Source organism: Arthrobacter sp. zg-Y895 (assembly GCF_020731025.1).
Lineage (GTDB): Bacteria > Actinomycetota > Actinomycetes > Actinomycetales > Micrococcaceae > Arthrobacter_B.
The window spans coordinates 240,977-260,026 of the sequence record NZ_JAJFZY010000001.1; the positions used below are offsets into that span (position 1 = coordinate 240,977).

Sequence of the window (19,050 nt, forward strand, 5' to 3'; positions counted from 1 at the left end):
GTCAGGCCCTGCGCTTCCGGATCTCTTCGGCGGCCTGGGGCAGCACGGAGAACACATCGCCGACAATGCCGAAGTCCGCGATCTCGAACACCGGTGCATCGGCGTCCTTGTTGACCGCGACGATCACCTTGGCGGTCTGCATACCGGCCTTCTGCTGGATGGCGCCGGAAATGCCGGCGGAAATGTACAACTGCGGGGAGACGGTCTTGCCGGTCTGTCCCACCTGGGCGGAATGTTCAATCCAGCCCGCGTCCGTGGCCGCACGGGAAGCGCCCACCGCTCCGCCGAGGAGGTCCGCGAGTTCCTCCACGGGACCGAAGTTCCCGTCCATGCCGCGTCCGCCCGCAACGATCACCCGCGCCTCGGCCAGTTCGGGACGTCCGCTCACGCGCTTGCCGGAGCGGCCGGTGACCCGTGCGGCAGGACCGGTTTCCGAGAGCGGAACCTCGACCCGCTGCGGAGCCGCGGCTGACGGATCGGCCGGTGCGGGCTCGATACTGTTGGCTTTCACGGTGATGATGGGTGTGCCGGTGCGTACCCGGCAGGTCGAGGTGTAGGACCCGGCCAGCACCGACTTGGTGACGGCAAGGTCCGGCGCCACCGCAACGGCGTCAGTGATGACGCCGGAGCCGAGCTTGATTCCGGCGCGGGCTGCAATCTCGCGGTCCTCGAAGGAGTTGCCCAGCAGGATCGCGGCGGGCTGCTCGCTCTTGGCGGCATCCGCCAGGAAGGCGGCCTTCGCGGCCACCAGGACGGTGTCCAGTTCCCCGGCCGGCTCGTAAACCTTCACGGCGCCGTGGGAGGCAAGTGCTTCGAGCATGGCCGGATCCACGCGGTGGGCGGCAGCCACCGCGGGTTCCCCCACCGTGGCGGCAAGGGTCAGCAGTTCGCGGGCAGCCCGCGGCAGGGGAAGGGCTGGGACATCGAGAAAAACCAGGACGGACGCCATGGTGCGCTCCTTAGGACGTAGGCGGCGGCGCCTGCGAAGCGCCGGTTCAAGCAGGAGAAGTCTTAGATCAGTTTCTGCGCGGCAAGGTAGTCCACCAGCTGCACGCCGGCGGTGCCGTCGTCGGTGATGATGGTTCCCTGCGAGCGCGGCGGCCGCGGAGCGGAGGCGGCTACTGCCGTCCAGGCGCCGTCGTGCCCCACCTGCGCCGGGTCCACTCCGATCTCGGCGAGTGTCAGCACCGTAACGGGTTTCTTCTTCGCTGCCATGATGCCCTTGAAGTTCGGATAGCGGGGACTGTTGGCCTGGTCCGTCACCGATACCAGGGCCGGCAGCGGCGCCTCAACGGTTTCGGTGAAGGAGTCACCGTCGCGGCGCGCCTTCACAACCGGGGCGCCGTCGACGTCCACTACGTCGAGTTCGGAAGCAAAGGTCACCTGTGCCAGCTGCAGCCTTTCGGCGAGCTGCGCGGGAACCAGCGAGGTCTCACCGTCCGTGGAGGCCATGCCCGTGATGACCAGGTCCACCGGCCCCTGGGATTCAGCGATGGTGCGTACCGCAGCGGCAAGAGCCAGCGAGGTGCCGGCTGCATCGGAACCGGCCAGGGCGTCGTCGGCCAGGTGCACGCCTGCATAGGCGCCGATCTGCAGGGACTTCTTCACCGCGTTCACTGCTGCCGCCGGGCCCATGGCCAGGGCAGTCACCCGGTTCCCGGCACTCTCCCCGCCGCGGGCCTCGGCCAGCTGCAGTGCCGCCTCAAGGGCGTACTCGTCCAGTTCGGAGAGGATGCTCTCGGCGCGGTTCAAGGTATGCCCGGGGCCGGTGAGGTGCCGGTCAAACTGCGCGTCGGGGACATGCTTTACCAAGACAACAATGTTCAGCGGATGGGTGGCTGACTCCTGCATTCCGGCCTTTCCGATAGGAAAATCGTTTCCCGGCGGCCTGGAGATCCTCCCGCCGACGCGCGCCGCCAAGGAGCGGCGCGTTTAAAGCTAATCACACACTGGCCGGGCTTTCGCGTCCGCGCAAATGCAGGGCGGGTGCAAACGGAAGGGCCGCGCCCGGATACTCCCGGCGCGGCCCTTCGTTGCCTGCTCGAACTATGGAGTCCGGCTATGGCGGTGTTACTGCTTTGCCGAATCCCCGAGGGTGGCGTCAACGCTGTCCGTTTTACCGTCCCGGGTGAAGTCGATCGTCGCCTTGCCGCCGGCGGGCTGCATCCGGATGGCTGCAGTCAGCGACTGGGCATCCGTAACCGGGATGCCGTTGACGGACGTGACCACATCGCCCTTGCGCAGGCCGGCTTTTTCGCCCGGCGACCCGGATACCACTTCGGCGACCTCGGCACCCACGGTGAACGTCGACGACGAATCGGATGCGGTTGCCGGCGTCACCGAGACCCCAAGGTAACCGTGGGTCGCGGACCCGTTGTCGATGATTTCTTCCGCTACCCGCTCGGCGTAGGTGATGGGAACGGCGAACCCGACACCGATGTTGCCGCTGTCCTCGCCTGCGGCACCGGAGGCGGCGGAGGCAATCGCGACGTTTACGCCGATGACTTCACCGTCGGTGTTGACCAGCGCGCCGCCGGAGTTGCCGTGGTTGATGGCGGCGTCGGTCTGCACCACGTTGAGGAAGATCGAGCTCTCCGCGGTGCTCTGGTCCTGCGAGGATCCGTCCGGCGGAGCGAACCGGAAACCGAAACCGTTGTCTTCGGGTTCGTCTGAGCTTTCCGACTCTTCCGGCGCGGCCGAGGACTGGACGCTGATGGTGCGGTTGAGGGTGGAGACGATGCCGTCAGTCACTGTCCCGGACAGGCCGAGCGGGGCGCCGATGGCAATCACGGTGTCCCCGACATTCAGGTTCCCGGAATCGCCCAGGGCAGCGGGTGTCAGGTCCGGGGCGTCCACCTTGATGACCGCGAGGTCGGACAGGGGGTCCGTCCCGACGATGGTCGCGGTCAGGACCCGTCCGTCCGCCGTCTGGACTTCGACGACGGGATCGGCGGCGGTGCCTCCGAGGGTGACTACGTGGGTGTTGGTCAGGATGTGGCCGTCCTCGTCCAGGATGATCCCGGAACCGGTGCCCGTGCTGCCGGAGGCGGCAACTTCAATGGTGACCACACTCGGTGAGGCCTTCACTGCCGCCGCCGTGACCGAGTTGACGCTGTCTTCGTCATTCACCACGACTGTCTGCGGCTGGCTGGCCTGGCCGGCAGTATTGCCGTCATCCATGAGCGTGTTGGCCCCGACGGCCACGCCGCCGCCGAACAGACCTGCAAGCAGCATGCCCGCAACCAGTGTTCCCGTCCCGAACTTCTTTGCCCGGGATTCAGGGGCCGGCGTAGTTCCCGCCGGTGCATGGAAGGCGCTGCCCGAGTCCGTGGACCCGTACGCGGAAGACCCGTAAGCGGCCGGGCCGTTTCCGTGGCCCGGCTGTCCCTGCGCAGGGACAGCATTCGCCAGGGGTTCGGTCTGCGGGTTGCCCGGCGTATCCCCCTGTGTTCCGCTGTAAGTTTCCCCCGCAGCGGTCCCCGAATATGACGGCGGCGCCGGCGGCCGGGGCGGCAACGGGCGTTCGGGGCCCTCGGGACCGCCGTGTTGCTCAGTCATGTGGGTTGTCCTTTCAAAGTTCGTTTACCCATGGTGTAGCCACATCGTTCTTTTTATCCACTATGGCAGTGCTAGCTGGGATGTACGGGGACGATTGCTGGACATCCGCTGTGAACAAACCGAACGCCGTCGTACTGGCAGGCTACTCGAGAAATAGGGTAAAGGTGCAGGTCAGGCGGGCGTTCCCCGGCCACGCTGCCGACTCTCCCGCTCCGGTCGCGGTGGACGCGGCATAGGGCGGCCCCTAGAATCGGTACCAAGGTCCGGGGCCGCATAAGCTGCCCCTTACGGCAGCTGGAACCGAGCGAGATTAAAACCAAAGGACGTTGTATGCGGTCACGGAACAGGTTGGCGGCCGTACTAGGCCTGAGCGCAGTTACGGTCCTGGTCCCCGCCGCTGCTTTTGCCGGGCCCGCGGATCCCGTCCAGGCCGCCGCCGGTTCGGTGGTCCAGGTGCCGGCGGAATCCCCCGTACGCATACCGCCGGGCGAATTCGTCGTGGACCCCGCGAATGTGCTGGGCAGTGATGCTTCCGAGGTGGAGGAAGCAATTTCGGAGGTACAGCGGAACAGCGGCTACACCCTCTACGTGGTTTACGTGGATTCCTTCACCAGTCCCGCAGACCCGGCCGCCTGGTCGGAGCAGGTGGTGGAGGGCAAGGGCATGGGCGCTAAGGAAGCACTCCTGAGCATCGCCACCGAGGACCGCAAGATACAGGTCTCCACCGGGGACCAGAGCGTCCTGAACCAGGAGCGGCGCAATGCCATTCTCGCTGCTGCAACCGACCCCCTGCTGGGCTCGCAGGACATTTCCTCCGCCCAGTGGGCCAACAGCGCAGTGAACGCTGCGGAGTCCTTGGAAGACATTGCCCGCGGCGGAGACGGAGAGGTTGCCGCCGCGGAGGAATCCGGCGGAGCCGACGTGGCTCCCCTGCTGGTTGGCGGCGTAGTCGTCGCCGGTGGACTGGGGACCGCCCTGCTGATCCGCAGCCGCCGCCGCAAGTCCGCCGCCACTGCGCCCGTACAGCAGCAGGGCCCCGCCGCCCCGGTGGATCCGCTGGACACCATGAGCGTGCCGGACCTGCGCAAGCGCGCCGGCAGCCTGCTCGTGGCGGCCGACGACGCGATCAAGTCCAGCGAGCAGGAACTTGGATTTGCCATGGCCGCCTACGGCGAGGATGCCGTCACAACCTTCTCCGAGGACCTGGCCGCAGCACGCGCGCACATGGGCGAGTCCTTCAAGCTGCAGCAGCAGCTTGACGACCACATACCCGACACCGAGCAGCAGCAACGGACCTGGCTGAAGGAAATCATCCGCCGGTGCGAGGCAGTGAACGAGTCGCTGCAGGCACACAAGGAAGAGTTCGATTCCCTCCGGGAACTGGAGAAGAACGCCCCCGCCGCCCTGGCCGCGGCACAGGCAGCCGCTGACCAGGCCGCCTCGCGCCTGAGCACCTCGGCGGCGACACTCGATTCGCTGCGGTCCCGCTACGCCGCATCCGCCGTCAGCCAGATCAGCGACAACATCGACCAGGCCCATGAACGCCTGGCGTTCGTGTCCAATGCCGCCGCGACGGCGAATGAAAAGCTGGCCGAAGGGGATACTTCTTCGGCAGTGGTTTCCGTCCGGGCGGCCGAAGAGTCCGTCCACCAGGCCGATGTGCTGCTGGATGCGATCGACAAGCGGAGCCAGGAACTCGACGCCGCACGCCAGGAGCTCCAGCGCGCGGTGGCCGATGCCAACCAGGACCTGGCACAGGCCGGCGCTATTGCCGCCGGCGGAAGCACTCCCGGTCTTGCCGGTCCGGCAGCCGGGGTCCGTGCCGCCCTCGATGCCGTGAACCAGGCCACGCAGGCCGGCCCCATTGACCCGGTGGACCTGCTGCGCCGGCTGGAAACGGCCAACAACCAACTCGATGCCGCATTGGAAGGCATCCGGGACCGCCAGGAGCAGGAACGCCGGGCACGGGATTCCCTGCAGCACGCCATGATGGCCGCGCAGGCGCAGATTTCCGGCACCTCGGACTACATCCGGGCACGCCGCGGCGGCGTCGGCAGCGAAGCCCGGACCCGGCTGGCCGAGGCTGAGCGCAATCTGCAGCAGGCCGTGGCAATGCAGTCCTCAGATCCGGTGAGCGCCCTCGCCTACGCCCAGCAGGCCAATGCCCTGGCTGCCCAGGCAGCGGAAATGGCGCAGCAGGACGTCGACGGTTTCGGCGGAGGTTTCGGCGGAGGCGGCTTCGGCGGCGGAATCGGCGGAGGCGGCGGCAATGGTCTGGGCGGCGCCATCCTCGGAGGTATCCTCATTGATTCCATCCTGCGCGGCGGCTCGCACGGCGGCGGATGGGGCGGCGGCGGGTTCGGCGGCTTCGGCGGAGGCGGCGGCGGGTTCGGCGGAGGCGGCGGGTTCGGCTCATCCGGCGGAAACTTCTAGCCAACACGGGCCAAAGACGCAAAAGTGCACCAAGATGTACCCGTAACGCTCCATGGCGGAGGCGGGCTTTTTCCGAACACAGCAGATTGAAAGGCAGACACCGTGGTTAAGCAGTCGATTTTCGGACGTATCACTCAATTGGCCAAGGCCAACATCAATGCCATCCTCGACCAGGCCGAGGATCCGCAGAAGATGCTCGACCAGATGGTGCGGGATTACAGCAACAACATCGCTGAGGCCGAGAGCGCCGTCGCGCAGACCATCGGGAACCTTCGGATGCTCCAGGACGACTACAACGAGGACATCCAGAACGCCCAGAACTGGGGCAACAAGGCGCTGGCGGCTTCCCGCAAGGCCGATGAGTTCCGCGCGGCCGGGAACACCGCCGACGCCGAGAAGTTCGACAACCTTGCCAAGGTGGCCCTTCAGCGCCAGATCGCCTCCGAAAACGAAGCCAAGGGCGCACAGCCGACCATTGCTTCCCAGGAAGAGATCGTTGAACGCCTCAAGACCGGCCTGAACCAGATGAAGGGCAAGCTGGACCAGCTCACCAGCAAGCGCGACGAACTGATTGCCCGCGCCCGCAACGCCTCCGCGCAGACGCAGATGCATGAGGCCATGAAGAGCATCGACGTCATGGACTCGACCTCTGAGGTGGGCCGTTTCGAGGAAAAGATCCGCCGCGAAGAAGCCCGCGTCCGCGGCGCCAACGAGCTGGCTTCCTCCAGCCTTGATTCGCAGTTCGAGTCACTTGAGGATCTCGGCGAGCAGACCGAGGTCGAAGCCCGTCTGGCGGCCCTGAAGTCTTCCGGCACAACGCAGTCCGCCATCGAGGACTAGCCGCAGCTGCTTCCAGTACTGCCGAAGGGCGGGTGCCGCTACCGGCGCCCGCCCTTCGTCCGTCTGGTGCGTTCCCGCCGGGGCCGGCGCTGCCGGGCCGTGCGTCGGCGCAGGGCCTGCCGCCTCAGGAGAAGAGGCAGGAGCAGCCACAGCAGGGCCACGACAACCGCCACCGATACTGCGGCTATGGCGCCGGCTGCACCGGAGAGTACGAGGTCGAACACCAGGCCGATGGTCCCGACCAGGATCAGGCCCACCAGTACCAAGGTAAGGCGCAGCAGCAGGTCCGCGCTGTCCACGAGGTTCCCCTTGATCCGCCGCTGGAAGAAGGCGCGGTGCATCACCACCGTTGACAGCAGCAGCGCGGTGACAAGCACCGAAAGCACCACCAGGCACAGGTAGATGCCCACCTGGACCGGGTTCAGTTCGGTGAAGCGCTGCTGGAACGGCAGCGTCAGCAGGAATCCGGTCAGGATCTGGATGCCGGCCTGGAGCACCCGCAGCTCCTGCAGCAGGTCCGTCCAGTTCCGGTCCTGCTTCTGCAGCGGGGTCTCACCGCGGTCCGGGTCCCGTTCCGCCGGAGTATCGCCCATGTGGGAAGTGTAGTGGGTCCATTGGCGGGCAAAACAAAAGTCCCCCGAGGTTCCTTGCGGAACCTCGAGGGACTTTCCTTTGTTGCGGGGGCAAGATTTGAACTTGCGACCTCTGGGTTATGAGCCCAGCGAGCTACCGAACTGCTCCACCCCGCGGCGTGATATCTAACTCTACCCGCCGCAGGACCCCGGCGCAAACCGGAACCCTCCGGTCCAAAGCTGCGGGGCCCGAGGCCCGGCCGGCAAGCCGGCGGCGGAGCACCCTGGGTGCGCCGCCGCCGGTCCGCTAGTTGCCGCCGTCGCTGTCTTCCGCCGGAGCAGTGGCGCCGTCGGCAGGCGCCTCGGTGGCGTCGCCGCCGGCAGCACCTTCCATCCGTTCCTGGGCTGCAGTAGCCCGGGCAATGGCGTCCTGGAGGCGGGCCTGGGACTCGCCGTAGGCGGCAAAGTCACCGCGGCCAAGGGCAGCCTGGCCGTCCTGGATGGCCTGCCCGGCATCGGAAAGCGCCGTAGCCAGTTCGGACTGGGCGGTCACGTCGCCGCCGCCTTCCGCTGTCGGAGGCGTAGCCCCGACGTTGCCGGCATCTCCCGTGGACGCGCCGGAGTCTCCGCCGAAGATCTGGTCCAGGGCTTCTTCCAGGGTGGGTGCGAAGCCCACCTTCTCGCCGAAGTTCACCAGCACCCGCTGCAGCGTCGGATATGAGGCCTCACCCGAGGACTGGACGTACACGGGCTGCACGTACAGGATGCCGTCACCGACCGGCAAGGTCAGCAGGTTGCCGTTGATGACTTCCGAAGCACCCTGGCGCAGGAGGTTCAACGCGTTAGAGACGGTGGGGTCGGAGTTGAAGGTGTTCTGCGCCTGGCCCGGCCCGGGAACAGCCGTATCCGTGGGCAGGGCCAGCAGCCGAAGCTTGCCGTAGTCCTCGCTCCTGACACCCGCTTCCCCGGTGCCGGCGTCTGCCTCAGCGGAGAGGAAACCGTAGAGCACGTTGCGGGGGTCGCCGCCTTCGCTCACGAACGGAATGAAAGGCGTCGTCAGCGAGAAGGTCGCTTCATCCTGGCCCGGCATCTGCAGCGACAGGTAGTACGGAGGCTGCTTGACGCTGCCGTTGCCGCCCGTGGGATCGGCCGGAACGCTCCAGGCGTCGTCGTTCTTGTAGAAGGAATCCGGATCGGTGACGTGGTACTTGCCGAGCAGTTCACGCTGGACCTTGAACTGGTCTTCCGGGTAACGCACGTGCGCCATCAGGTCAGCGGACATGTCGCTGTACTTTTTCAGGGTGGAGGGGAAGACGCTCTGCCAGGACTTCAGCAGCGGATCCTCATCGTCCCAGGCGTACAACTCGACGGAACCGTCGTAGGCATCAACAGTGGCCTTCACCGCGTTGCGGATGTAGTTCACCTGTTCCTGCGGCAGCGCCGCAGCGCCCGGAGTCAGCGAGTCCGTGGTGGCATCCTGCAGCTCCTGCTGCGTGGAGTAGGGGAAGTACTTGCTCGTGGTGTAGCCGTCCACGATCCACTTCACCCGGCCGTCAATGACAGCGGGGTACGCGTTGGAATCCACGGTCAGGTACGGCGCAACCTTTTCCACCCGCTCGCGGGGGTCGCGGTCATAGAGGATCTGGGATTCCTCGTTGATCGCGTCCGCGAGCAGCAGTTCGGTGGACTGGAACTTGATCGCGTAGACCAGCTGGTTGAAGAAGTTCCCGACGCTCGGGCCGCCCTCGCCGCTGAAGGTGGTCTGCGATTCCTCTTCCGAGTTGCCCGTCTGCGGGCGGTCGATTTCCACCGGCGGGGTGCCCTCCGGTGCGCCGACCACCGAGTACTGCGGAGAGTTTTCGCCGAAGTAGATCCGCGGCTCGTACTCGCCGCCGTCGGTGAGCACACCGGTGGAGGGAATGCCGGACTCCATGAAGCTGGGCTTGCCGTCCGCCCCGACCGTTGAACCGCGCGCCGCCACCACGCCGTAGCCGTGGGTGTAGAGGATGTGTTCGTTGACCCAGCCTGCGGGCACGCCGCCGACGTTCAGCTCGCGGACAGCGATGACCGTGTCCTGGACTTCGCCGTCGATCTCGTAGCGGTCCACGTTCAGGGTTTGCGGGAACTGGTAGTACTGGCGGAACTGCTGCAGCTGGCCGAACGCGTCGGAGACGACATTCGGGTCCAGGAGGCGGATGTTGGCCGTGGTGCCGGCGTCCTGTTCAAGGGCTCCGGCGTTGGCGTTCACCGTGGCGTCGTACGGGATGACCTCGGTGTCGGTCAGGCCGTAGGCCTCCCGCGTGAGGTCGATGTTGCGCTGGATGTATTCGCGCTCGAGGCTCAGTTCCGAAGGCTGCACCTGGTAGCGCTGGACAATCCAGGGGTAGACGCCGCCGGCCACGATGGCCGTGATGATCAGCATTGCGGTGCCGATAATCGGCAGGCGCCAGCGGCCGATGACGGCGGAGAGGATAAACAGGACGGCAACGATGACCGAGGCAACAGCCAGGATCGCCTTGGTCGGGATGACGGCCTCGACGTCGGTGTAGAGGGCGCCGGTCCAGGTTCCCGAGGTGCTCAGCAGGGTGTCGTAGCGGTCGAGCCAGAAGTTGATGCCCTGCAGGATGAGGAACGCTGCGGCGATGATGGCCAGGTGCAGGCGGGCCGGGCGGCTGACGAACACGCCCTTCTCCTCCAGCCGGATGCCGCCGTAAAGGTAGTGGGTCATCAGGCCGGCAATACCGGCAATGACGACGACGCTGATCAGGAAGCCCACCAGGAACCCGATGAAGGGCAGCGTGTTCAGGTAGAAGCTGTAGTCCATGTTGAACTGCGGATCTGTCTGTCCGAAATCGCGCCGGTTGAAGAAGAGCAGGGCCTGCTGCCACATGGACATGGCGGCCGTGCCGGCGAAGCCGCCGACCACGATCGGAATACCGATCATCAGCAGCTTGCGGATGGGCTCAAGCTGGGCCTGGTACCGGTTGAGGTTGTCCTGGAGTGCACTGTCCGGCGCATAGATCGGCCGCGACGTGTAGGCCACCCGGATACTGGTGAACACTCCGGCTGCCATCACGAGGAAGGCTGCAAGGAACATGGAGATACGGGTCAGGTTCTCCTTGACGAAGACTTCCAGATACCCCAGCTGGTTGTACCACAGGACATTCGCGTAAACCTGGGAAAAGTACACAAAGCCAATGACCAGGACGGCAACTACGATCAGCGTTGCGATCAGCGGGCTGCGCCGCCGTCGCCTGCCGACGGCCGTGGCCGTACCGGGTCGGGAAAATGGGCCGTTTGGTCCGGAAGTCACAGTTACCTCATCGTTCGGTGCGTCGGCTCGCGGCCTGACCGGGATGCGCCGGCGGGAATGCTTTCGGGTCGTGTTTCCAGCCCTGTTTCCCCACCGGTTACCCCGGAAGCCGTCCGTAAATCATTCTGCCTTGGATTGCTCTGCGGCTGCCACTTAGATCCGGTGCCGCAAACAACCTTGTCCCGATCGTAACTAGGCCGGGCCGTCTACTACTAGGGGGTGCACTGTGGCAGGTCCGCCGCACTCCCGCCGGCGGCGAGCTTTTCTACCGCCTGGATGGCCTCGTCCAGGGTGGAAACCCGCACCACGTCCAGGCCTGCCGGAATATGGCCGACGACCTCGCCGCAGTTGTCGGCGGGGGCCAGGAAATACTCGGCACCGGCGTCGGACGCCCCGATCAGTTTCTGCCGGATCCCGCCGATGGGGCCAACGTTCCCGGCCGCGTCGATGGTCCCGGTTCCGGCGAAGTGCCTGCCGCCGGTCAACGGTTCCGGGGTGAGCCGGTCCACGATCCCCAGGGCGAACATCATGCCCGCGGACGGACCGCCTACACGTTCCATTCCTGCACCGATGTTGACCTCGAAAGGGAATTCGAAGGAGGTCGCCAGTTCGATGCCGAGCTGATAGGTACCGGAATCGGATTCCCGCGGCGTCACGGATTCGGTTACTTCGTCCCCGTCCCGCCGTACCGTGATTGCCGCAGGCGAGCCGCCGCCGTCGTTCAGGACCGCGCGCAGGCTCTCGATGCCGTCGATCCGGGTGTCATTCACTGCAACCACGGTGTCTCCGGCCTCCAGCACGCCTTCGGCCGGCGCCCCCTCAACCACGGCTGCCACGGTAAGTTCCTGCGTATAGCCGATATCCAGCTGGGTCAGGGCTGCGGCGACGGCGGATTCCTGGGACGACGTCATGGCGGCGGCGTTTTCCTCGTCCACCTCGTCGCTGGTGGTTCCCGGCGCGTAGAGGAATTCGGTGGGATAGACGACGTCGTCATTGTTCGCCCAGCCGCCCACGGCCTGGAAGATGCTGATGTTGGTGCTCGGGCCGCCGGAAACGTAGACCGTGGTCAGGTCCAGCTCGCCCTCCGTGGGATAGCTCGGGCGCCCCTCGATCTCGATGATTTCTGCATCGCCGGCGCTTCCCAGCGTATTGAACGTAGGTCCCGGAGACTCCACCACGTACTGGGCGGGCAGCAGCAGGCCGGCGGCGCCGAGGACGGCGGCAAGCGCACCGGAAGCAATCATCGCCCGGGAACGGGCGGAGCGTTTCGCCGGTGCGGGGCGGCCCGCACCCAGGCCCTGGTACGGATAAACGGAGTAGCTGCCGTCCGGCTGCGGGGCCGGGACGGGAGACTCCCCGGGCACGGGATCACCTGGCCGGCCCTGCGCCGCGGTCCTGCTGTCGTCATGAGAGTGGCGCAACTGACCAACCTTTTCCTGCGCTCGTATGCTGTGCTCGTTTAGTTGTGCTCGTTATATGGTGCTCGTTTACAGAGCCGGCGCCCTCGGGCTGCCAACCCTGCAAGCCTACGCCCGGCCCCCGCCCGTGGCGTGCAGGGCAGGCTTTGCCTACAGCGAACGAAAACGGCCTGTGCAGGACAGGGGTTGGACGCTGCGGGTAGCGTAAGGGGAATATGGTCGGCAGGTGCCGGGCATCGCACACATTATCTTCCGCAGTATCTTTCCGCTTTATCTTCTTTCACAGGACCGGTGGTATCCCATGAGTTCCAATCCATCCGACCGCGGGGACAACCCGCAGGATCCGCTGTCCGAAATGCTCGCGCGCCTGTTCGGCGCCGGCGGGGCGGGCGGCATGGATCCCACCGAGCTGGCAAAGGCGGCCGGGCTGCCCTCGGACCCCAACGCCATGGCCATGATTTTCCAGCAGGTCCAGGCCATGTTCAGCGCTTCTTCGGACGGTCCGGTGAACTGGCAGCTGGCCAAGGACAACGCCCGGCGGGTGGCAGCAACCGGCAGCGACCCTTCCACTGGCCCGACGGCGGCCCGCGAGGTTGACGAGGCACTGCACCTGGCCGAACTCTGGCTGGACCCGGCCACCGATTTCGCGTCCACCGCCAGCCTTGGCCGCGCCTGGTCGCGGGCGGAGTGGGTTGAAGCCACGATGGATTCCTGGCGCCGCCTGACCGAACCGGTGGCGGTGAGCATTTCTGAAGCCCTGTCCAATGCCATCACCACGCAGATGCCCGAAGAAATGAAGTCCATGATGGGCGGAGCGTCCTCCATGCTCGCCAACATGGGCGGCGCAATGTTCGGCATCCAGCTCGGCCAGGCCGTAGGGGCGCTGTCCAAGGAAGTGGTGAGCTCCACCGACGTCGGCCTGCCCCTCGCGGCCGGAACCATGGCACTGCTGCCCGCCAACGTTGCAGCCTTCGGCGAAGGCCTGGATATCCCGGAAGCGGAAATCCGCCTGTACCTTGCCGTCCGGGAAGCAGCGCATGCCCGCCTCTTCGCACAGGCACCCTGGTTGGCGTCCCACCTCTTCGGCACCATCGAAAGCTATGCCCGCGGCATCCACATCGACATGTCAAAGATCGAGGAAGCCGCCCGGGAGATCGACCCGGCCAATCCCGAGTCCATCCAGGCTGCCCTGTCCGGCGGAGTCTTCCAGCCTCAGCGCACGCCGGCCCAGGATGCCGCCCTTGAACGGCTGGAGACCGCCCTGGCCCTGGTGGAAGGCTGGGTGGACGAGGTCACGGCCGCTGCCACCGCGAACCTGCCCTCGGCGGGGGCCCTTCGGGAAATGATCCGCCGGCGTCGTGCCAGCGGTGGTCCCGCTGAGCACACATTCGCCTCCCTGGTGGGCCTGGAGCTGCGGCCGCGGCGCCTGCGCGATGCCGCTGCACTCTGGGCGCATCTCACGGAGGAACGCGGCATTGAGGGCCGCGATGCCATCTGGCAGCACCCGGATCTCCTGCCGACCTCCGAGGACCTCGATGATCCCAAGGGCTTCAGCCGGCGGCGTGAACTTCTCGAGGCGGCCGACTCCGACGTTGATGCCGCCCTGAAGCGCCTCCTCGACGGCGGATTCGACACGCCTGCCGACGAATCCGGCCCTGAAGAAGAGGGTTCCGGGGAAACTGCAACGGATGCGCCAGCAGCCGGAAACACCGACGGCGGCTCGGACAGCGGCTCGGATAGCGGCTCGGACAAGACCGACGGCGGTTCGGACAAAGCCGACGGCGACGACGGGAAGCCCGGCGCCAGCTAGCTGACCGGCAGCACCCGCAGCTGCTCCAGGGGCAACAGCCTCTGGAGCAGCTGTGTTTAAGGACTGGTCAGTCCTCCCCCATCTCGCCCTTCAGGCCGCGGGCGCTGGCGAACGCTGCTCCGGAGAGGAAGGCCTTGGCTGTCTCCGTCTGCGGATAGCTTTCCAGCAGGCGCCAGAACGCCGGACCGTGCGAGGGCACCAGCAAGTGTGCGAGTTCGTGAAGCAGCACGTAGTCGATAACCCATTCGGGCATGCCCTGCAGCTTGTCGGAAAGCCGGATGGTTCCCCTGCCGGGCGTGGCCGATCCCCAGCGCGAGTTCTGGTTGCTCACCCAGCGGACGGACTGCGGGCGCGCACGGCCGGAGAGGTAGGACCGGGATAGTTCCGCGGCACGCAGCATCAGCTCGCTCTCGCTGGTCTCCGGATCCGGCACACCGGCCGAGCGCTCTTCCAGCCGCGCGACCATCCGGCGCACCCATTCCGCCTCCTGTGCAGTGGAGAAATGCGCGGGGATCGAAATCAGCGCCACCCCGTCACGGAAGACGGCGTTGACCGTCCGCTTCCGCCGGGCGGACCGGCGGACCTGGATCGGTATTCCGGTGCTGGTGGTGGCCGGGATGGAAACGTCGGCGGTCCGGTGCGGGGAAGGCATATTCCAAGCCTAGCCGCCGCCGCCGGCGGCCCTGCAGCCTGTGGATAACCCGGAACGGCTGCGAACACCGTGCCAGCATGGGCAGCAACCCGGCCGAGCGGGCAGTGTCGACAGCCCGGAGGACAAGGGCGGGCAACAGGGCAGGAAGAACCAGACCAACGGGAGCAGGCCATGCGGATCAATCCTGGAATTCATGTGCTGGAAGTTTCACCGGGAGCCCGGCAACTGGGAATCGGCTCAGGATCCCTGCTGCTGCGCAACCTCCAGGACGCCGACCTCGCTTTCCTGGCGGCGCTGCGTCAAGGCGTTCCGGACGGTGCCGAAGCGGCCACAGCAGCAGGACTGTCCCTCCCGCCGGACCGCGCAGCGTCGCTCCTGCAGGTCCTGGGCCCGTTGCTTGTACCGCAGGAGGGAACCGCGGACCCCATTCCCTCCCTGCGCTCGGAACGGCTCCTCCCGGACGCACAGCGCCTTTCCTCCGCCTACCGCGTCAACGGTGAGGAATCGATCCGGCGGCGCGCCGCTGCGGCCGTCTCAGTGGATGGATTGGGCCGCGCAGGAGCCCTGGTGGCACGCACCCTTGCCTCCGCAGGCATTGGCACCGTGCTGCTCACCGACCCCGGGGTGGTGAGCCCGGCAGATGTCGGCACGGCCTATGCCATGACCGATATCGGAATGAACCGGGCAGCCGCCGTCAAACGGCACCTGTTCCGGATCGACCCCACCCTTCAGGTGCTGACCATGGCGCCGGGCGGAAGCCGCCAGGTTCCGCCCGCAGTGGATCTGGCGGTGACCGTCCGCGCGGTCGGGGCCGGTCCCGGACGGCCGGGACGGCAGTCGGAGCTGCCGGACGGCGACGAGGGTGTTCCCCGACTGGTACTGACCGCCCAGGAAGGCGGATGGGATATCGGCCCGTTGGTCGTTCCGGGCGTCACGCCCTGCCTGGAATGCCTGGACCGGCACCGGGCAGATACCGATCCCGGGTGGTACGCCGCAATGGAAGCCCTGACGGCGGACGAGGATAAAGCCCCCGGGCAGGGGCATGCGGGCACGCCGGACTCGTCGGGTCCCTCGGGCGAGGAACTTGCCGGGTCGGTCCTGGCCGCCGGAGCGGCGGCCATGGCGGCACTGGTCTTCCTGGATGGAATCAATCAACCGGCGGTGTTCTCCGCAGTCCTGCGGCTGCGGACTTCCGACGGTTACCCGCAGCTGCGGAAACTGGACTACCACCCCGCCTGCGGCTGCCGCCTGCAACGCAGCAGCAACCGGGTGGCGTAGCCGGCGGCCCAAGGTCCGGCGCCATTGGCCCGGCTGCAAGGGCCCGCGTCAAGGTCCGGCGGCCGGCGGGCGGCCAGGCGGCTAGGCTCCGGCGCTTTCCTCGAGCACCTTCAGTACCGCCTCGCCGTAGCGTTCCAGTTTCGACGGACCGACGCCGGGCAGGGTGGCCAGCCGGTTCAGTGACGGCGGCCGGTCTTCCGCGATGGCGACCAGGGTGGCATCCGTGAACACCACAAAGGCCGGAATACCTGCTTCGGCGGCCGCTTCACGGCGCCATTCCCGCAGCGCGTCGAAGGTCGCTTCCTCATAGGTCACCGGGCAGTCCCCGCAGCGCCCGACCTTGCGTTCGGCGCCGGTATTCAGCAGGGCACCGCAGCTGCGGCACTTCGCCGGCCCGGTGACCTTGCGCCGGGCCTGCTTGGCCGGTCCGGCCGTCCGTCCGGCGTCCCGCTCCGTCCGGGGACGCAGTCCGTCCAGGAACCTTGACGGTTTCCGGTTGGCACGCCCGCCCGGTGTCCGGGCCGTGGACCAGGACAGAGCCAGGTGTTCCCGGGCACGGGTAATGCCCACGTAGAGCAGCCGACGTTCCTCGTCGACGGCTTCGGGGGTGTCGGCAAAGGAAATGGGCATCAGGCCTTCGCTCAGTCCTACCAGGAACACCGCATCCCACTCCAGGCCCTTGGCCGAGTGCAGGGACGCCAGGGTCACCCCCTGGACGCGGGGTGCATGCTGTGCCGCGGCACGTTCCTCCAGTTCCGCCACGAAGTCCTGCATGGTGAAGATGCTGTCCGGGTCACGGGTCCGGGTGACCTGCAGCTCTTCGGCGAGCGCCACGAGCGCCGCCAGGGATTCCCAGCGTTCCCGCGTGGCGCCGCCCCCTGTCGGCGCCTCGGACGTGTAGCCCAGGGAAGCCAGGATGTCCCGCACCATCTGGGGCACGGGCTCGTTGCCCACGGACCGGGACGCTGCGCGGAGCTGCAGCACCGCGTCGCGGACCTCGCGGCGGGCGAAGAACCGCTCGCCGCCGCGCAGCTGGTAACCGATACCCGCTGACGCCAGCGCCTGCTCATAGGCCTGCGACTGTCCGTTGGTACGGAAGAGGACGGCGATCTCGCTGGCCTGGACCCCCTGTTCGATCAGTGCCTTGATGGAGGAGGCCACGTGCGCGGCTTCTGCTTCGTCGTCGGCGCATTCGGTAAACGTCGGCTCCGGACCGGCCGGCCGCTGCGCCACCAGCTCCAGCGGCGTGGGCCAGGCCGGCGCCGTCCGGTTCCGCTCCCCCTCGGCCGTGCGGGCTGCGAGGATCCGGTTCGCCAGGCCGACCACCTGCGGCGTGGAGCGGTAATCGCGGACCAGCTTGATGACGTCGGCGCCGGGGAACCGCTTGGTGAAGTCCAGCAGGTGCCGCGGGGTGGCGCCGGTGAAGGAGTAGATGGTCTGGCTGGAATCGCCCACCACGCAGAGTTCGTTACGGGCGCCCAGCCACAGGTCCAAGAGCCGCTGCTGCAGCGGTGAAACGTCCTGGTACTCGTCCACCACGAAGTGCCGGTACTGGTCCCGCACCATGGCTGCCACCCGCTCGTCTTCCTGGAGGATTCCCACCATGATCAGCAGGACGTCTTCGAAGTCGATGATGTTGCGGTCCACTTTTACGTCCTCGTAGGACTGGAAGATCCGCGAAATGGCCGTCAGGTCAAACCCTGCCGGGGGTTCCCGGTCACCGGCGGCCCGCACGTAGCTGTCCGGCGTAAGCATGGAAACCTTCGCCCATTCGATTTCCGCGGCAACGTCGCGGATGGCGGCCCGGTCGGTGGACAGCCTCAGGCGCCGCGCGGCTTCCGCGATGATCTGGGCCTTGTGGTCCAGCAGGCCGGGCATCGCTCCGCCGACGGTATGCGGCCAGAAGTACTGCAGCTGCTTCAGCGCGGCAGCGTGGAAGGTCCGCGCCTGGACGCCGCCGGCCCCGAGGTCCCGGAGCCTGGTGCGCATTTCCGCTGCGGCCCGCGCCGTGAAGGTAACCGCGAGCACCTGCTGCGGCTTGTAGACGCCGGTGGCCACGCCGTAGGCCATCCGGTGCGTGATGGCACGGGTCTTACCGGTACCGGCACCTGCCAGGACGCAGAGGGGGCCGGTGAGGGTGGTGGCTACTGCCCGCTGCTCGTCGTCGAGCCCTGCAAGGATTCGTGCTTCTGGTGATTCACTGCTCATGCGCGGGCGTTGGCCTCCGGTTCGGTTATGGTGCCGCCGTACCAGCGCTCGATCAGGTTACGGGCGATGGATATGGGGCCTGCAATGGTGATTTCGCCGCTGGCCACGGCATCGGTGAGTTCCGTCCGGCTGAACCAGCGGACATCGGACATTTCGACGCCGTCGGCCTTCGCTTCCGCGTTCTGTGCGCGGGCGGTGAAGCCCAGCATGAGTGAACACGGGAACGGCCACGGCTGCGAACCGAGGTACTGCGGGCTGTGGACAACCACGTTGGACTCTTCAGCCACCTCGCGGATGACGGCGGCCTCCAGCGATTCCCCGGGCTCAACGAATCCGGCGAGGGTGGAATACCGGTTCCCCGCCCAGGCAGCTGCCGAGCCAAGCAGGATACGGTCCTGCTCGTCAATAACGGCAACGATGATGGCGGGGTCGGTGCGCGGGAAGTGTGAGCTGCCGTCCTCGGGACAGCGGCGGACCCAGCCGCCCTGCTCCGGAACAGTCCGTGCACCGCAGCGCGGGCAGTGGGTGTGCACGGAGTGCCAGTTGGCGATGGAAGCTGCCTCGACGAACAGCCCTGCGTCCAGGGCACCCAGATGGGTTGCGGCTTCACGCAGGCTCACCCAGGCGGCGCCGTCCACGGCGAGCGCTTCATCAGGTTCGGGCAGGGTCACCAGCACGACGTCGGTTCCCAGCGGCACCTGCGCATCTTCAAGCGTCCGGCCCAGATAGACGGGATCGTCGCCAAAGCCCGCCGCAGGCGGTTCAAAGAGCACCAGGGCGCCGTCGCGGACGAGCGTGCGGCCTGAAGCCAGGTACATGACCCGGGTTCCGGCGTCGGCACGGATGGTTTCGAAGAGATCCGGTGCCACGCGGCGCTCCGAGCCCCGGTCCACGGCCGTGCGCGCCAGCGGTAATAAACCCAATGGAGTTGCTTCTGCTGCCGGTGCCGGGATACTCATACCACCTAC

13 protein-coding genes and 1 tRNA gene are annotated in these 19,050 nt (G+C 66.9%); 4 read left to right on the forward strand and 10 right to left on the reverse strand.

Annotation, left to right across the window (positions count from 1 at the left end; genetic code table 11):
• Position 1: 1 nt before the first annotated feature.
• The 3 genes from LJ760_RS01070 to LJ760_RS01080 form a co-directional block, all read right to left on the reverse strand.
• Positions 2 to 949 carry an electron transfer flavoprotein subunit alpha/FixB family protein gene (locus LJ760_RS01070; RefSeq protein ID WP_227918385.1) on the reverse strand — a complete coding sequence of 316 codons (948 nt, stop codon included), beginning with the start codon at positions 947 to 949 and terminating at the stop codon, positions 2 to 4.
• A gap of 62 nt (positions 950 to 1,011) precedes the next feature.
• A complete protein-coding gene (locus LJ760_RS01075) occupies positions 1,012 to 1,851 on the reverse strand; it encodes an electron transfer flavoprotein subunit beta/FixA family protein (RefSeq protein WP_227918386.1) in 840 nt (279 codons plus the stop codon).
• A 219-nt stretch (positions 1,852 to 2,070) separates the two neighbouring features.
• Complete coding sequence (locus LJ760_RS01080; RefSeq protein ID WP_227918387.1) at positions 2,071 to 3,558, reverse strand: S1C family serine protease; 1,488 nt, start codon at positions 3,556 to 3,558, stop codon at positions 2,071 to 2,073.
• 330 nt (positions 3,559 to 3,888) lie between these two features.
• Between LJ760_RS01080 and LJ760_RS01085 the strand changes: the two genes are divergently transcribed.
• Together LJ760_RS01085 and LJ760_RS01090 are read left to right on the forward strand one after the other, a co-directional pair.
• The gene (locus LJ760_RS01085) at positions 3,889 to 5,991 is read left to right on the forward strand and encodes a TPM domain-containing protein (protein WP_227918388.1); all 2,103 of its coding nucleotides are present in this window, start codon (positions 3,889 to 3,891) and stop codon (positions 5,989 to 5,991) included.
• 102 nt (positions 5,992 to 6,093) lie between these two features.
• Complete coding sequence (locus LJ760_RS01090; protein ID WP_227918389.1) at positions 6,094 to 6,831, forward strand: PspA/IM30 family protein; 738 nt, start codon at positions 6,094 to 6,096, stop codon at positions 6,829 to 6,831.
• A 38-nt stretch (positions 6,832 to 6,869) separates the two neighbouring features.
• On the opposite strand, the gene LJ760_RS01095 is transcribed toward LJ760_RS01090, so the two are convergent.
• From LJ760_RS01095 to LJ760_RS17455, 4 genes are all read right to left on the reverse strand, one after another.
• Positions 6,870 to 7,424: a DUF6328 family protein gene (locus LJ760_RS01095; RefSeq protein ID WP_227918390.1), complete on the reverse strand. Its 555-nt coding sequence runs from the start codon at positions 7,422 to 7,424 to the stop codon at positions 6,870 to 6,872.
• An 82-nt stretch (positions 7,425 to 7,506) separates the two neighbouring features.
• Positions 7,507 to 7,580 (reverse strand) — tRNA-Met (locus LJ760_RS01100).
• A 130-nt stretch (positions 7,581 to 7,710) separates the two neighbouring features.
• The gene (locus LJ760_RS01105) at positions 7,711 to 10,716 is read right to left on the reverse strand and encodes a UPF0182 family membrane protein (RefSeq protein WP_374200033.1); all 3,006 of its coding nucleotides are present in this window, start codon (positions 10,714 to 10,716) and stop codon (positions 7,711 to 7,713) included.
• 212 nt (positions 10,717 to 10,928) lie between these two features.
• Positions 10,929 to 12,080, reverse strand: a complete 1,152-nt coding sequence (locus LJ760_RS17455; RefSeq protein ID WP_227918391.1) for a YlbL family protein — start codon at positions 12,078 to 12,080, stop codon at positions 10,929 to 10,931.
• A gap of 355 nt (positions 12,081 to 12,435) precedes the next feature.
• On the opposite strand from LJ760_RS17455, the gene LJ760_RS01115 reads away from it, so the two are divergent.
• Positions 12,436 to 13,944 carry a zinc-dependent metalloprotease gene (locus LJ760_RS01115; RefSeq protein ID WP_227918392.1) on the forward strand — a complete coding sequence of 503 codons (1,509 nt, stop codon included), beginning with the start codon at positions 12,436 to 12,438 and terminating at the stop codon, positions 13,942 to 13,944.
• 67 nt (positions 13,945 to 14,011) lie between these two features.
• On the opposite strand, the gene LJ760_RS01120 is transcribed toward LJ760_RS01115, so the two are convergent.
• Complete coding sequence (locus LJ760_RS01120) at positions 14,012 to 14,596, reverse strand: M48 family metallopeptidase (RefSeq protein ID WP_227918393.1); 585 nt, start codon at positions 14,594 to 14,596, stop codon at positions 14,012 to 14,014.
• 171 nt (positions 14,597 to 14,767) lie between these two features.
• Here LJ760_RS01120 and LJ760_RS01125 point away from each other — a divergent pair, with 171 nt between their 5' ends.
• Entirely contained in the window at positions 14,768 to 15,874 is a 1,107-nt protein-coding gene (locus LJ760_RS01125) for a ThiF family adenylyltransferase (protein WP_227918394.1), read from the forward strand.
• 81 nt (positions 15,875 to 15,955) lie between these two features.
• On the opposite strand, the gene LJ760_RS01130 is transcribed toward LJ760_RS01125, so the two are convergent.
• Positions 15,956 to 18,082, reverse strand: coding sequence for an ATP-dependent DNA helicase UvrD2 (locus LJ760_RS01130; protein ID WP_227918395.1), 2,127 nt, complete (start codon positions 18,080 to 18,082; stop codon positions 15,956 to 15,958).
• A complete protein-coding gene (gene nudC / locus LJ760_RS01135; protein ID WP_227918396.1) occupies positions 18,079 to 19,041 on the reverse strand; it encodes an NAD(+) diphosphatase in 963 nt (320 codons plus the stop codon). The genes LJ760_RS01130 and nudC overlap by 4 nt, the downstream gene beginning before the upstream one ends.
• Positions 19,042 to 19,050: the final 9 nt, after the last annotated feature.